We start from the raw sequence: 14,811 nt of genomic DNA on the forward strand, positions 1-14,811 counted from the left end.
ATCACTATGGGAAAAAACACTGTTTTTGCAGATGATATCAAAGAAATAGTTATTGATGAAGAGGAATTACAGCAGCGGATTACAGAATTGGGTAAAGAAATTACAGATAGTTATGGTGATGATGATGATATTGTAATGCTCTGTATTTTACGGGGAGCAGTTTTGTTTATGGCTGATCTGGCAAGAGAAATTGATTTACCAGTGGTTTTTGATTTCATGGATGTTTCAAGTTATGGAGCATCTACCGAGTCTTCCGGGGTTGTCAGAATTATTAAGGATATGGAAGAAAATATAGAGGGAAGACATCTTCTGATTGTAGAAGATATTATTGATACTGGACGCACTCTAAAGCATGTTGTAGATATGCTCGAAACCCGTGATCCAAAAAGTATTAAAATTGTTACTTTACTGGATAAACCGGATAGAAGGGTACAAAAAGAGTTAGATGCTGATTTTAATGGTTTTGAAATCCCGGATGAATTTGTTGTCGGTTATGGCCTTGATTTTGCAGAAAAATACAGGAATCTTTCATTTATAGGTGTTTTAAAAGAAAAATTATATATATAAAATACTCAGCGGCTTAAAAATATTTATATTTCTGTATATTTTAATTGAAATTTAATATTAATAGGTTATAATATAATTTAGCTGATACTTTAATTTGAACTTTTTGGATAAAAAATATATAGAAGTAGAAAGGCATTTCATTTACAAAATATAAATATTATGTTATAATATTTTACTGTATATGATTTAAGTCGTAGGGGAGGTAAATAAATTTGAATAAGTTTGTTAAAAATATAGGATTTTATTTAATTCTGATTGCTATATCAATTTTAGTTGCTCAATTTTTTATGCAGCAGGGACCAACAACTATGGAAGATTTTACATACACAGATCTTCTGCAGGAGGTTGAAGCTGATAATATTAATAAGGTAACTATTATTGGTAATCGGAAAGTGACAGGTACATTTAACAATAGAAGTTTTAATGTTCCAGTTCCACCGGAAGCGATTCCTTCGTTGATGCAGGAACTTCGGGCTGGAGATGTAAATATCAATACTAAACCACAGCCAACAACACCCTGGTGGATTAATATTTTAAGTTACATTTTACCTGTTGTAATTTTAATTGTTGCCTGGATTTTTATTATGCAGAAAATGCAGGGCGGCGGCAGTAAGATGATGTCATTTGGTAAAAGTAAAGCTAAACTGAACGAAAGTGATGTGAAAGTTACTTTTGATGATGTTGCTAATTATGATGAGGTAAAAGAAGAGCTGCAGGAAGTAATTCAATTTCTGCAAAAACCGGATAAATTTACTGAGTTAGGTGCTGAAGTTCCTAAAGGAGTCTTAATGGTCGGTCCTCCAGGAACTGGTAAAACCTTAATGGCAAAAGCCGTTGCCGGAGAAGCTGGAGTTCCCTTCTTCTTTATCAGTGGTTCTGATTTTGTAGAAATGTTCGTTGGTGTTGGTGCATCTCGTGTTAGAGATTTATTTGAAAAAGGTAAAAAGAATGCACCCTGTATCATCTTTATTGATGAGCTTGATGCTGTTGGTCGTCAGCGTGGTGCCGGTCTTGGGGGCGGTCACGATGAGCGAGAACAAACATTAAATCAGCTTTTAGTTGAGATGGATGGGTTTGAACCAAATGAAGGTATTATTTTAATGGCTGCAACCAATAGACCAGATGTTTTAGACCCAGCTTTATTGAGACCTGGACGTTTTGACCGCCAGGTAATGGTTGATAAACCAGATAGATTAGGAAGACAAAAAATCTTGGAAATTCATGTTAAAAATAAACCCCTGGGAGATGATATTGATTTAGAGGTTCTTGCTAAAAGAACACCTGGATTTACCGGTGCAGATATGGAAAACCTGGCCAATGAAGCTGCTATTTTAGCTGCCAGAAGATCAAAGAAAATTATTGCCATGAAAGAATTTGATGATGCTATTGATCGAGTTATTGCAGGACCTGCCAGGAAAAGCAAAGTAGTTACTGAAGAAGAAAAAAATCTTGTCTCTTATCATGAAACCGGACATGCTCTGCTGGGTGAACTGTTAGAACATGCAGATCGTACTCATAAAGTTACAATTATACCGCGGGGTAGAGCCGGTGGATTTACGGTTCCTCTTCCGTCAGATGACCAGAACTTTATGACTAAAGGACAGCTGTTGGATAAGGTTACCAGTTTAATGGGAGGAAGAGCTGCAGAGGCAATTTTCCTTGATGATATTAGTACAGGTGCTCAAAATGATATTGAGAGAGCAACTAAAATTATCAGAGCAATGGTAACTGAATATGGGATGAGCGAAAATTTAGGTCCCTTAACCCTGGGACAGAAACATGATCAGCAGGTCTTTCTGGGTAGAGATATTTCTCGTCAGAGAAATTACAGTGAGGAAGTTGCTGCTCGAATTGATAAAGAGATCAGTAAAATGGTGGAAGAATGCTACAGTAAAGCGGAAAGATTACTCAGAGATAATTCTGAAACAGTAGAAAAAATTGTTTCGGCTCTGAAAGAATATGAAACTTTACATGCTGATCAGATTAAACGTCTGATGAGAGGCGAAGAAATTACTGGAGATCCAGATAAAGATAGAATAGAAGAATCTGATGATTCTAATGGGGATCAGGACAAAAAGGAAAGTAGTATAGTTACTACTTTTAAGCCTGAACCACAGAATGGTTAAAATTATGATTAATGATTATACTGAGATCAGTCCTGCGGGACTGGTCTTTTTTTATGTGTGCTCCGTGCACCTACCGGGAACTTGTCGAATTATGTCAGTATTTGTATATGAGTTTTGAACTTGAAAATTCATTATCGAAATGCTATAATATTATTCGATTTCTTCACTCTATGGAGGAAGATGGTATTTTAGTTAGCGAAGAAAAAACTATTGAAGGTAAGGTGAGAAAATATTACAGTCTTACTGCCAAAGGGGAAGAAGTTTTGAATGAAGTTAAAACAAAAACCAGGGGATTATCTGAAGAAATTATGGAATAACACAGCGGGGGAGGTACTATGTTCAAATTAGAAAAGGTTAACTTCAAGGATATTTTAAAGATTGGAGATATTAAAATTGAAAAAAATATGGTTACTGCAATTTTAGGCAGCAGTGGTGGTGGAAAGACAACTTTTTTAAAGCTGTTAAATAATATGATTACAGCCGACCGGGGAAAAATAACTTATAAAGGTCAGGATATTGAAAGTTATGATCCGGTTGCATTAAGGAGGGAAGTTGTGATGCTGCCCCAGGATCCAGAAATTTTTAAAGGGAGTATTAAAGATAATTTTAAAATCACCGAAGAAATTGCAGATAATGGTAGTTCGGAAAATTTAAGTTATAAAGAACTTTTACATAAAGTTTCATTAACCCAGGATCTGAATGATGATGCAGAGATTTTATCGGGCGGAGAAAAACAGCGGCTGGCTTTAGCAAGGGTTATGCTGCTGGAACCGGAAGTGCTGCTCTTAGATGAACCCTCATCATCTTTAGATAAAAAAACAGAAGAAAAAATCATAAAAATGGTAGTTGATTATGTACGCAAAAATGATAGAACGTTAATTATGGTGACCCACAGCCCAGATATTGCAGAAAAATTTGCTGACCGAATAATTAATATTGAAGCAGGTAAAATAGTGGCTGAATAATAGGGAGTATAATTGAAATATCAGTACAAATAAATTTAAGGAAGGAGTGAGGATATGCAGAATGATATACTTAATATTCAATTGATTCAACTTCTGTTTGCTTATATCTTTGTTTTGGTTTTACTCTTTATTGTTAAACAGAAAGAAATAGGTCATAAAGGTGAAATTTTGCTGGCTTCAGTTAGAATGACCATTCAATTAGTTGCAGTTGGTTTTATATTAGAATATATTTTTGCCAATCAGAATCCATATTATAGTCTGCTAATTTTATTGATTATGGAAATCTTTGCAATTTATAATATCTATGGTCGAGTTGATGGTGAGATTTCAAGGAAATTAAAAGGTATTATTGCAGCTTCAATGTTTTTGGGAACTTCGATCAGTATTTTCTTTTTTGTGCTGGCCGTAGTTGGTCTTGATCCCTGGTTTAGAGCTGACTATTTTATTCCACTTTCTGGAATGTTAATTGGAAATTCAATGACCGGTATTTCACTGGGGGTTAATCATTTAATAAATGGATTTAGAGATAATAAAGATTTAATTGAAAATTATCTAATGCTGGGAGCAGAACCAGAAACTGCAGCTAAAGAAATAAGTAATAGAGCTTTTTATAATGCTGTACTGCCCACAATTAACTCGATGATGGGGATTGGAATTGTATTTTTACCAGGGATGATGACCGGTCAGATTCTGGCAGGAGCTTCTCCTATAATTGCTATCAAATATCAGATTGCAATTATGATGGGTATTTTAGGAAGTGTTACTTTGACTGTGTTTTTTATGGTAAATCGGGGAGCTAAAACATTTTTTAACTCCAGAAAACAATTAAAAATTTAAAAGACAAAAATTTTAAGTGAAATAAATATCAAAGCAGGAATAAATTAAATAACATTGAAATATTATAATAAGTTTTAAATATAATTTAAATTTTCTAACAAATCATCTGAGGGGGAAATATAGTGAAAAGTGATATTCAAATTGCTCAGGAAGCTGCAATGAAGGAAATAATAGAGATTGCTGATCAACTCGGTTTAAAAGAAGATGATCTAGAACTATATGGCAAGTATAAGGCAAAGGTTAAACTGGATGTTTTACAAAGACTTTCCGATAATAATGAGGGTAAGCTGGTCCTGGTTACTGCTATTACACCAACTCCAGCTGGAGAGGGTAAAACTACTACTACTGTCGGGCTGGGTGAGGCTTTAAATAGAATTGGTAAAAATGCAGTAATTGCGATTAGAGAGCCTTCTTTAGGTCCGACTATGGGAATCAAAGGAGGAGCAGCTGGTGGAGGCTATGCTCAGGTGATTCCAATGGAAGATATTAATCTTCATTTTACTGGAGATATTCATGCAATTGGTATTGCCCATAATTTACTGGCTGCAGCTATCGATAATCATATTAAGCAGGGAAATAAATTAAATATTGATCCAACCCAGATTACTTTTAAAAGAGCAGTAGATATGAATGATCGTGCTCTAAGAAATACTGTGGTTGGACTGGGAGGATCCAAAAATGGTTATCCGAGAGAAGATGGATTTTTAATCACAGTTGCTTCCGAAATTATGGCAATTTTATGTCTGGCCAATAATTTGATGGAATTGAAAGAAAAGATCGGCAAAATAGTAATTGGCTATACTTATGATGGTGATAGTGTAACTGCTCATGATTTAAAAGTTGAAGGAGCAATGACAGCCCTTTTAAAAGATGCGATTAAACCAAATCTGGTTCAAACTTTAGAAAATACTCCAGCCTTTATCCATGGAGGACCCTTTGCAAATATTGCTCACGGTTGTAATAGTGTAATGGCAACTAAATTTTCGATGAAACTTGGGGATATTACAGTTACCGAAGCAGGTTTTGGGGCTGACCTGGGTGCAGAAAAATTTTATAATATAAAATCAAGATTTGCTGATTTAAAACCTGATGCTACTGTGCTTGTTGCTACTATTAGGGCTTTGAAAATGCATGGTGGAGTTAGCCTGGATGATTTAAAAGAAGAGAATCTGGATGCTCTGGAAAAGGGTATAGAAAATTTAGAAAAACATTTAGAAAATGTTAATAAATTTGGGGTGCCTGCAGTTGTAGCTATCAATAGATTCCCTGATGATACTGAAGCAGAATTAGAACTGGTAAGAAAAAAATGTGAAAAACTTGGTGTTAAGGTAGCTCTGTCTGAAGTCTGGGCTAAGGGTGGAGAAGGTGGAGAAGAACTTGCTAATGCAGTTGTAGATGTTCTGGAAAATAAAGAAAGTAAATTTAAATTCCTTTATGACGAAAAAGCGCCGATTAAAGATAAAATTGAAACAATTGCCGCTGAAATTTACGGGGCAGATGGGGTTGACTATAGTGATACAGCTCAGGCTCAGATCAAAAAATTTGAAGAACAGGGCTATGCTGATATTCCAGTCTGTATGGCTAAAACTCAGAGTTCTATTTCTGATAATCCCAACCTGAAGGGGCGTCCAACTGGTTTTAGAATCAGTGTTAATCAAATTAATCTATCGGCAGGAGCCGGGTTTTTAGTTGTAATGACCGGGCCTGTATTAACAATGCCCGGCCTGCCAGAGCGGCCATCTGCAGAAGATATTGACATTGATGCTAATGGAAAAATTTCTGGATTGTTCTAAATAACTTTAAAAAACTAAACAAATAGGTTATAATAAAATTAAGATAATATAGTGATAGAGTAGACAGGAGGCGTAGAGTGTTCAGAGATGGGACGTTGCTCTGAAACGAAAGCTTATTTTAGCTGCGGTCTCCCTGTCGCGTCCGCTGTCACCAAAGTTTCCTCTTTCTTTGGTGCAGATTTGAAACTATCATCTAACCAGAGAGGGGGGAGGTGGAGAATATGAAAATAAGTACAAAAAAGATTGCTTATTTATCTTTTTTAACTGCTTTAACTATTATTTTAACTAGAATCTTAAGTATCAGAATTCCAATTGCAGGAGTTGAAGGTGTAAGAATTGGTTTTGGTGCTCTGCCGATAATTTTTGCCGGTATTGCTTTTGGTCCAGTTGCCGGTGGTATTGTTGGAGCACTTGGTGATCTGCTGGGTTATTTTATTAATCCCATGGGAGCATATATGCCTCATTTTACTTTCACATCCTTTTTGACTGGATTTATTCCAGGATTCATGGTTTTTTATGTGCTCAAACGCTGTAGAACTATGCCAATAATTTTTATATCAATTGCAGTGGGACAGCTAATTTCTTCTTTGATTTTAGTACCATATTTTATAAACACTTTATTTGGCGTTCCATTTACAATTTTAATGCCGCCAAGAGTTGTCAGTCAGCTAATTAATATTCCGCTTTATGCATATTTTATTAGGCTGTTATTAAACTATGATGCTGTTAAAGTAAGAAAAATTAAAGCAGGAACAAGCTGCTAATAATTTAATAAATAACTAAAAGGGCCCTTTATGGGTCCTTTTTCTAGGAGAATTAGTTATGAAAAATCAAAACCTTTTTAATCAGAATAAATTAAAAAATAAGCTGAAGCAGTCACTGCTTCAGAATATTTCTTTAAAACTATTTAAAAGTATAGATTCGACCAATAATCAGGCTAAGGAATTTGTGCAGAAGAGTCGACTGCAAAAAAATGAAGGTAAGGACTTAATTATTTTTGCTGCTGATTCGCAGCTTGCAGGTCGAGGAAGAAGTGGTCACAGCTGGTTTTCCAGTGATCCGGCCAGTATAGCGGTTTCTTTTCTTTTTCAGGCAAAAAATAATATTGATCAGATCCCACAAATCACTGCAGCCGCAGCTCTGGCTGTAAAGAAAACTTTCGATTTTTTTGATTTAAAAACAGATTTGAAATGGCCCAATGATATTTTAGTAAAGAACAAGAAAATTTGTGGTATTTTATCAGAGTTAGTTTTTGATGCTCAAAAAGATACTTTTGTAATAATTGGCTGTGGTATTAACTTGAATAATACTACATTTAGTTCGGGAATTGAAAAAATAGCTACTTCTTATTATCTGGAAAAAGAAAAAATGATCGATAAGAATATTTTTTTAGCAAAATTGATAGAAAAAATGAATTTTTATATTAAAAAATATTTAAGCGGCAGCAGAGATAAAATACTTACAAGCTGGAAAAAAGAATTAAATTTAGTTGGTAAAAAAATAGATTTTGATTTTAAAAATGACAGTTATACGGGAGTTATTAAAGAGGTGCTTGACAGCGGTGAATTATTAGTTGTGTCTGAGAATGGGCATAACAAAAAGCTGCAGTCTGTAAACACTTCTATAGATTATCAAAGTCTGGCTAAATATAATAATGGCTAATCGAGAAAGGACTAAAAAGATGAACTATAAAGGTATACTAATAATTTTACTGTTGCTTTTAATATTTTCATTTTCTGTATCTGCTCAATATTTAGAGGTAGCATTAGTTAGTGATATTGGTGGCTTTGGAGACAATAGTTATAATGAACAGTTAAGAGAATCTTTAATTAAAGCTAAGCAGGATTTTAATTTGAGACTGGAGTTTAGAGAATCTGAGTTGATGACTGATTATCAGGCTAATATAAATTATTTTGCAGAAAATAAATTTGACTTAATCTGGGGTACTGGTTTTACAATGGAACAGGCAGTCAAAGAAGCTGCTCAGATGTATCCAGAAATTAATTTCGTAATATTTGACGGAATTGTGAAGGAAGAAAATGTGATGTCCCTGACCTTTAGAGAAGAAGAAGCGGCTTTTCTGGCAGGAGTAATTGCTGCTTTAAAAACTAAAAGTTCTACTGTAGCCTTTATTGGTGGACGGGAAACCGAGATAATTAAAGGCTATCAGAGAGGTTTTAAGACAGGGGTTGAGGCTGTAAATTCAGAAGTGGAAGTAATTAACCGTTATCTGGGCAGTTTTAATGATTTTTCTACAGCAAAAAGAATAAGTGAGAAACTTGTAAGTCAAAATGTTGACCTTATTTTTTATGCTGCTGGTCCTGCCTCGAAAGGCATAATAGATACCGCTTTAGAAACAGATATTAACTTAATTTCTCTAGATGCTGGAGATATTAATTTGGCGCCGAATAATATTTTAACGGTTATTCAGAAGAATACAGATTATATAGTGGAACAGATAATTGGAAGCTATTATAATGATAATTATGTAAATGAAATAAAAGAATATGGACTGGTCGATAATGCATTTATTTTAGCAAAAAATCAGACAGAAGATATGCTGAACCAGGAAATACTAAATAAAGTTGAAGAATATAAACAGCAGTTTATTGCTGGAGAAATAGAAATAAGGTCATCAAATTAATCAATTCAGGTCAAAACATGACTAATAGTCAAAAAAATTTTAAATCTTGTTGATTCTGTGATAAGATAGGATAGAATGAAATTAAGAATATTTTTAGGAGTGATAAATTGAAGTTACCTGAATTAAAGATTGGTGATTTGACGGCTAAATTCCCTATTATCCAGGGAGGCATGGCGATTAGAGTTTCAATGGCAGAACTTGCCGCTGCTGTTGCTAATGAAGGTGGAATTGGAGTGATTGGTGCTTCCGTTATGACACCACAGGAATTAAAATCAGAAATCAAAAAGGCAAGAAAACTAAGTGATGGTATAATTGGTGTAAATATAATGTTTGCTGCTGCTGGCTTTAGTGAATTGTTGAAAGCTTCAGTAGAAGCAGGAATAGATTGTATAATTTCGGGAGCAGGGTTTTCTCGTGATATGTTTGGGGTTGGAAAAGAATATAATACCCCGGTAATACCTATTGTTTCATCTTTGAAATTAGCTCGCATTTCTCAAAAACTGGGTGCGGCGGCTGTTGTAGTAGAAGGTGGAAATGCAGGTGGACATCTCGGTAGTGATGAATATAGTTTCGATTTAGTTAAGAAAATAACTGGGAAAGTTGATATCCCGGTGATTGGTGCTGGAGAAGTAGTTACTCCTGCTGATATTGAGTCGATGTTTGAACTGGGAGTAGATGGAGTTCAGATGGGAACAAGATTTTTGGCAAGTGAAGAGGCTTCAGTTTCCCAAAAATTTAAAGAACTCTGTGTTGAAGCTACTTCAGATGATGTTATAAAAATTATGAGCTCTGCTGGTTATTATGCAAATGCAATAAAGACAAGCTTTTCAAAATTAATTGAAGCGGGAGAAGCTCCACCTCCGGCTAATTGTACTGACTGCTTAAAAACCTGTTCCAGAGAATTTTGTATTAAAGATGCTTTAATTAATGCTAGAGCTGGAGATATGGAAAATGGAGTTTTCTTTACCGGGGCTGGTATTGGTAAGATCAATGAAATTTTATCGACTAAAGAAATTTTCCGGCAGATCAAAGAATATTTTAGTGATTAATTAATAACTTGATATCTAGCTGCAGTTTAGTTTACAATATAACTGCAGCTTTTAAATATTTAGCTGCTTTGATCTATTTCAAGCTATATCTGTTTTTAAATTTTTAAGTCAGGCGGATTTAAATATTAATTAATAAGGAGCAGGAAAATGATTTTAACAATGGATATTGGAAATACTAATACAGTGCTGGGTTTATATCAGGGTGATGATTTAAAAACTCACTGGAGAATTTCTACGGATAGAAATAAAACTCCAGATGAATATGGAATGCTCTTTAAAAGTTTGTTTGAGTCAGCAGACATTGATAATCAGGCTGTGAACTCAATTATTATTTCAAGTGTTGTCCCCCCAATCTTGAGAATTTTAAAGAAAACATCCTATCGTTATTTTAATGTAAATCCATTAGTTGTTGGTCCTGGTGTTAAAACAGGGATGAATATTAAAACTGACAATCCAAAAGAGGTTGGTGCTGATCGGATTGTTAATGCGGTAGCGGCAGGCCAACTTTATGATGGTCCTCTGATAATTGTTGACTTCGGAACTGCTACAACTTTTTGTGCGGTTTCGGAAAAGGGAGAATATCTCGGGGGATCTATAGCACCAGGAATCGGTATTTCTGCTGAGGCACTGTTTAACCAATCAGCTAAACTACCCAGAATTGAGCTGATTGGTCCTGGAAAAGCAATTGGTAAAAATACTATTGATGGAATGAAATCTGGTATAGTATACGGCTTTGTTGGTCAGGTTGAATACCTGGTTAAAAAATTCAAACAGGAGCTTTCCGAAGATGCAGTTGTTATTGCTACCGGAGGTCTGGTAAGTTTAATTGCTGCTGAAACTGATTCGATTGAGTATGTTGAACCATTTTTGACTTTAAAAGGATTAAAATATATTGCTGATATAAATGGAATGGGATCTTAAATGAAGATTGCTGATTTAAAGATTGAGCCTGCAGTTTTTTTAGCTCCAATGGCCGGGGTGAGTGATTATCCTTACCGGCAGCTGATAAGAGAAATGGGAGTAGAACTTCTTTATACGGAAATGGTCAGTGCCAGAGGCTATGAATATGGAAATAAAAGAACAGCAGAATTAATAGAATTTGAAAAAAATGAAAATGGAAAAATAGCTGTCCAGATATTTGGGGAAGAGCCAGACTTTATGGCCCGGGCTGCAGCTGGCATCTCGGAAGAATATCAGATAGATATGATTGATATTAATATGGGCTGTCCTGCCCGGAAAATTGTAAAAAATGGTGCAGGTTCGGCCTTGATGAAAGACTTAGATCTTGCCTATGAAATTATAAAATCTACAGTTAACGCGACTGAAGTTCCTGTAACCGTTAAGATGCGCAGCGGTTGGGATGAAGAAAATATTAATGCAGTTGAACTGGCCAAAATTGCAGAAAAAGCGGGGGCAGCGGCAGCTGCAGTTCACGGCAGAACTCGCAGTCAGTATTATAAAGGAGAAGCCGACTGGGAGATAATCAAAAAAGTTGTTCAGTCAGTAAATATTCCGGTTATTGGAAATGGAGATATTTTTTCTGCAGGGGATGCGAAAGCTATGTTTGAACAGACTAACTGTGATGGCATTATGATTGGAAGGGCTGCCCAGGGATATCCCTGGATTTTTAAAGAAATCATTGAATATTTAGAGACGGGAAGGTTAATTGAGCCCCCTTCCAATTCGGAAAAAATTGAAATGGCTATTCGACATCTAAAACTTGCAGTTGATTATTATGGGGAACAACACGGAGTACCAATTATGCGTAAACATATTTCCTGGTATTTGAAAGGCTTGCCCAACGCCAGTGAAATAAAAAATAAAGTCAATCAACTTTCTGAAGCAAAAGCTTTGATTAAATTGTTAAGAAAACATAAAAATACTTTAACTTCTTAGATTTACTCTGGTAATTAGCGAAATCTTGCTTGACAATAAAAGTAAAGTTCTTTATAATAATTAATAATTGTAGATTTGTAGTAGTGTCAGGTTACAATACCTGGCACACTTTCTTGTTGGGCTGGATAGTTGGCCCTTTTGGCACTTTTATATATATTAGACAATTTAGATAATTTGTAAATTAAATATTATTAGAAAGCAGAGGTAGATAGTTATGGCAGATCAGGTAATGCTGACTGAAGAAGGATTTGAAAAATTAGAAAACGAATTAGAATATTTAGAGACAGAAAAAAGACGTGAAGTTGCAAAAAGAATTAAGGTGGCAAGAGAGTTTGGCGATATTAGTGAAAACTCCGAATATGATGATGCAAAAAATGAGCAGGCTTTTGTGGAAGGTAGAATTCAGGAAATTAAAAATATGCTGAATAATGCCCACGTAGTTAAAGATGAAGAGGTAACTGACAAAAAAGTTAACCTGGGAACTACAGTTATGCTGCATGACCTTGATAGTGATGAGAAAATAAGCTATACTTTAGTTGGTTCGGCGGAAGCTGATCCTTTAAATAATAAGATTTCTAATGAGTCTCCAATTGGTAAAGCGATTTTGGGACATGCTATTGGAGATCAGGTAAGAGTTGAAACTCCAGCTGGAGAAGTCGAATATGAAATCATTTCAATAAAAAAGGTTAAACACTAAAATTAAATTTCATTTTTAGTTTTGCGACCGATTAAAAGAAATAGAGATGGAGCTCTATTATAATTAAATAAGGAGTTGGATATTTATAATGAGTGAAAATATACTCGAAGATATGAATGAGTTAATGTTACAGAGACGGGAAAAGTTATCTCAATTAAGAGAAGAAAAGGAAAAGGCTTTTGCCGAAAAATATGAAGTGACTCATCATGCAGCAGATGTAGAAGAAAATTTTGAAGAATTGGAAGAAAAAGAAGTTAAATTAGCAGGGCGCTTGATGGCAATTCGTACCCATGGTAAGGCAAGTTTTGCTGATCTAATGGATATGAGCGGTAAAGTTCAATTATATGTTAAGCAGAATAATATTGGTGAAGACCGCTATGAGTTTTTTCAGGATCTGGATCTCGGTGATCTGGTTGGTATTACAGGTACAGTTTTCAAAACTAATAGAGGTCAAGTTTCTGTCAGAGTATCCTCTTTTGAATTATTAACCAAATCTTTAAGACCATTACCCGAAAAATTTCATGGCTTAAAAGATAAAGATATTCGATATCGCCAGCGTTATCTAGACTTAATAGTAAATCCTGATGTTAAAGAGACTTTTGTAATCAGGAGTAAGATTATCAAAGAAATGAGGAGATATTTAGAAGATAAGGGATTTTTAGAAGTCGAAACTCCAATGATGCATCCAATTGCAGGTGGAGCCACAGCTCGTCCCTTTGTTACTCATCATAATACTTTAGATATGGATTTATATTTAAGAATTGCACCGGAGCTTTATTTGAAAAAGTTAATTGTTGGTGGATTTGAGAAAGTATTTGAAATCAATAGAAATTTCCGCAATGAAGGTATGTCCTATAAACATAATCCGGAATTTACAACTCTGGAGCTTTATCAGGCCCAGGCAGATTATCATGATATGATGGAATTAACTGAAAATCTGGTTAGTTATTTGGCGGAAGAAGTTCTGGAAACTAAAACTTTAGAGTATGAGGAAACCGAACTTGATTTTACAACTCCCTGGGAGAGAATAACTATGGTGGAGGCTGTTAAAAAATATGCAGATCTGGATTTCACAGAGTTTGAGACAGCAGAAGAAGCATATGCAGCAGCAGCATCAGTGGGTGTAAAACCTGAACCTGGACTTTCTTATGGTGAAGTTTTAAATGAAGTTTTTGAGATTAGAGTTGAAGATAAGTTAATTCAGCCAACTTTTATCATGGATTATCCAATTGAAGTTTCTCCCTTAGCCCAGAAGATCGAAGATGATCCTCGATTTACCTATCGTTTTGAAGCTTTTGTTTATGGTAGAGAAATTGCTAATGCTTTTAGTGAGTTAAATGATCCAGAGGAACAGAAGCGTAGATTTGAAAAACAGGTGGAGATGCGTGAAGCCGGGGACGAAGAAGCACAGATGATGGATTATGATTTTATTAGAGCTCTAGAATATGGTATGCCGCCTACGGGTGGACTGGGAATAGGTATTGATAGACTAATTATGTTATTAACCAACTCCAGTTCTATTAGAGATGTAATTCTATTTCCAACTATGAGACCGGAAAGTACTGAATAAGGAAGTTTCAATTTTGAATATGGCCGGGATGTAAATATCCTGGCTATGTTTTCAAATTTAATTGACTAAATTTTCAGTCTAATATTTTTGATTTTTTCCAAAAAATCAGAGAGGAGTGTTTATAATGATGCAAAAATTATCAATTAAGACAAATAATAAGGTAGAACTTATTGACATCACAACTAAAGTTCAAAATGCTGTTAAAGAAGCTGGGCTAGACTCCGGACTGGTTGAGATTTATATTCCTCATACAACGGCTGCGGTTACTATCAATGAAAATGCAGACCCTGATGTGAAAGCGGATATCAAAAAGGAAATTAATAAAATAGTTCCTTTTGATGATAATTATTCACATTTAGAAGGGAATTCTGCTGCTCATATAAAATCCAGCTTGTTTGGAGTAAATCAGAGTATTATAGTTGAAAACAAAAAACTATTATTAGGAACCTGGCAGGGAATATATTTTTGTGAGTTTGATGGTCCTAGAAGTAGAAATATTTATTTGAAAATTATTCGAGATTAATAACGTTTTTTTAAGTCTGACCCTTGACAAAAGAGAGATTTGATGCTAAGATAATGTATGTCGCTGAAAAGTTATGAATCATAATTTTCTGGCCGACAAAATTATCTTAAAAAGTTCTTGACAAAGCAAAAAGAGATTGATAAG

15 protein-coding genes and 1 riboswitch are annotated in these 14,811 nt (G+C 34.9%); all 15 genes read left to right on the forward strand.

All coding sequences use genetic code 11. The features are described 5' to 3' along the window. Window positions 1-6: 6 nt before the first annotated feature. Window positions 7-567 carry a hypoxanthine phosphoribosyltransferase gene (gene hpt, locus DFR79_RS14210; protein WP_133516128.1) on the forward strand — a complete coding sequence of 187 codons (561 nt, stop codon included), beginning with the start codon at window positions 7-9 and terminating at the stop codon, window positions 565-567. 212 nt (window positions 568-779) lie between these two features. Beyond that, entirely contained in the window at window positions 780-2,693 is a 1,914-nt protein-coding gene (gene ftsH / locus DFR79_RS14215; protein ID WP_133516129.1) for an ATP-dependent zinc metalloprotease FtsH, read from the forward strand. A gap of 53 nt (window positions 2,694-2,746) precedes the next feature. Further along, a complete protein-coding gene (locus DFR79_RS14220; RefSeq protein WP_243727808.1) occupies window positions 2,747-3,010 on the forward strand; it encodes a PadR family transcriptional regulator in 264 nt (87 codons plus the stop codon). 18 nt (window positions 3,011-3,028) lie between these two features. Then, window positions 3,029-3,658 (forward strand): ABC transporter ATP-binding protein, encoded by a 630-nt coding sequence (locus DFR79_RS14225; protein ID WP_133516131.1) that lies wholly within the window; start codon window positions 3,029-3,031, stop codon window positions 3,656-3,658. 54 nt (window positions 3,659-3,712) lie between these two features. After that, entirely contained in the window at window positions 3,713-4,495 is a 783-nt protein-coding gene (locus tag DFR79_RS14230) for an ABC transporter permease (RefSeq protein WP_133516132.1), read from the forward strand. A 122-nt stretch (window positions 4,496-4,617) separates the two neighbouring features. Next, window positions 4,618-6,288: a formate--tetrahydrofolate ligase gene (locus tag DFR79_RS14235; RefSeq protein WP_133516133.1), complete on the forward strand. Its 1,671-nt coding sequence runs from the start codon at window positions 4,618-4,620 to the stop codon at window positions 6,286-6,288. A 53-nt stretch (window positions 6,289-6,341) separates the two neighbouring features. Further along, a riboswitch (THF riboswitch) is annotated at window positions 6,342-6,438 on the forward strand. 71 nt (window positions 6,439-6,509) lie between these two features. Then, window positions 6,510-7,052, forward strand: a complete 543-nt coding sequence (locus DFR79_RS14240) for a folate family ECF transporter S component (protein ID WP_133516134.1) — start codon at window positions 6,510-6,512, stop codon at window positions 7,050-7,052. A 58-nt stretch (window positions 7,053-7,110) separates the two neighbouring features. After that, window positions 7,111-7,950: a biotin--[acetyl-CoA-carboxylase] ligase gene (locus DFR79_RS14245; RefSeq protein ID WP_133516135.1), complete on the forward strand. Its 840-nt coding sequence runs from the start codon at window positions 7,111-7,113 to the stop codon at window positions 7,948-7,950. Between the two features lie 19 nt (window positions 7,951-7,969). Then, on the forward strand, window positions 7,970-8,932 hold the full coding sequence (locus DFR79_RS14250) for a BMP family ABC transporter substrate-binding protein (RefSeq protein ID WP_133516142.1): 963 nt from the start codon (window positions 7,970-7,972) through the stop codon (window positions 8,930-8,932). 107 nt (window positions 8,933-9,039) lie between these two features. Continuing rightward, window positions 9,040-9,981, forward strand: coding sequence for an NAD(P)H-dependent flavin oxidoreductase (locus DFR79_RS14255; protein ID WP_133516136.1), 942 nt, complete (start codon window positions 9,040-9,042; stop codon window positions 9,979-9,981). A 147-nt stretch (window positions 9,982-10,128) separates the two neighbouring features. After that, window positions 10,129-10,902 carry a type III pantothenate kinase gene (locus DFR79_RS14260; protein WP_133516137.1) on the forward strand — a complete coding sequence of 258 codons (774 nt, stop codon included), beginning with the start codon at window positions 10,129-10,131 and terminating at the stop codon, window positions 10,900-10,902. Next, complete coding sequence (gene dusB, locus DFR79_RS14265) at window positions 10,903-11,877, forward strand: tRNA dihydrouridine synthase DusB (RefSeq protein WP_133516138.1); 975 nt, start codon at window positions 10,903-10,905, stop codon at window positions 11,875-11,877. Window positions 11,878-12,091: 214 nt separating this feature from the next. Further along, a complete protein-coding gene (greA, locus tag DFR79_RS14270) occupies window positions 12,092-12,574 on the forward strand; it encodes a transcription elongation factor GreA (RefSeq protein WP_133516139.1) in 483 nt (160 codons plus the stop codon). 88 nt (window positions 12,575-12,662) lie between these two features. After that, window positions 12,663-14,144 carry a lysine--tRNA ligase gene (gene lysS / locus DFR79_RS14275; RefSeq protein WP_133516140.1) on the forward strand — a complete coding sequence of 494 codons (1,482 nt, stop codon included), beginning with the start codon at window positions 12,663-12,665 and terminating at the stop codon, window positions 14,142-14,144. 124 nt (window positions 14,145-14,268) lie between these two features. Then, window positions 14,269-14,667, forward strand: a complete 399-nt coding sequence (locus DFR79_RS14280) for a secondary thiamine-phosphate synthase enzyme YjbQ (protein ID WP_133516141.1) — start codon at window positions 14,269-14,271, stop codon at window positions 14,665-14,667. Window positions 14,668-14,811: the final 144 nt, after the last annotated feature.

This window comes from Halanaerobium saccharolyticum (assembly GCF_004362045.1).
GTDB lineage: Bacteria > Bacillota > Halanaerobiia > Halanaerobiales > Halanaerobiaceae > Halanaerobium > Halanaerobium saccharolyticum_C.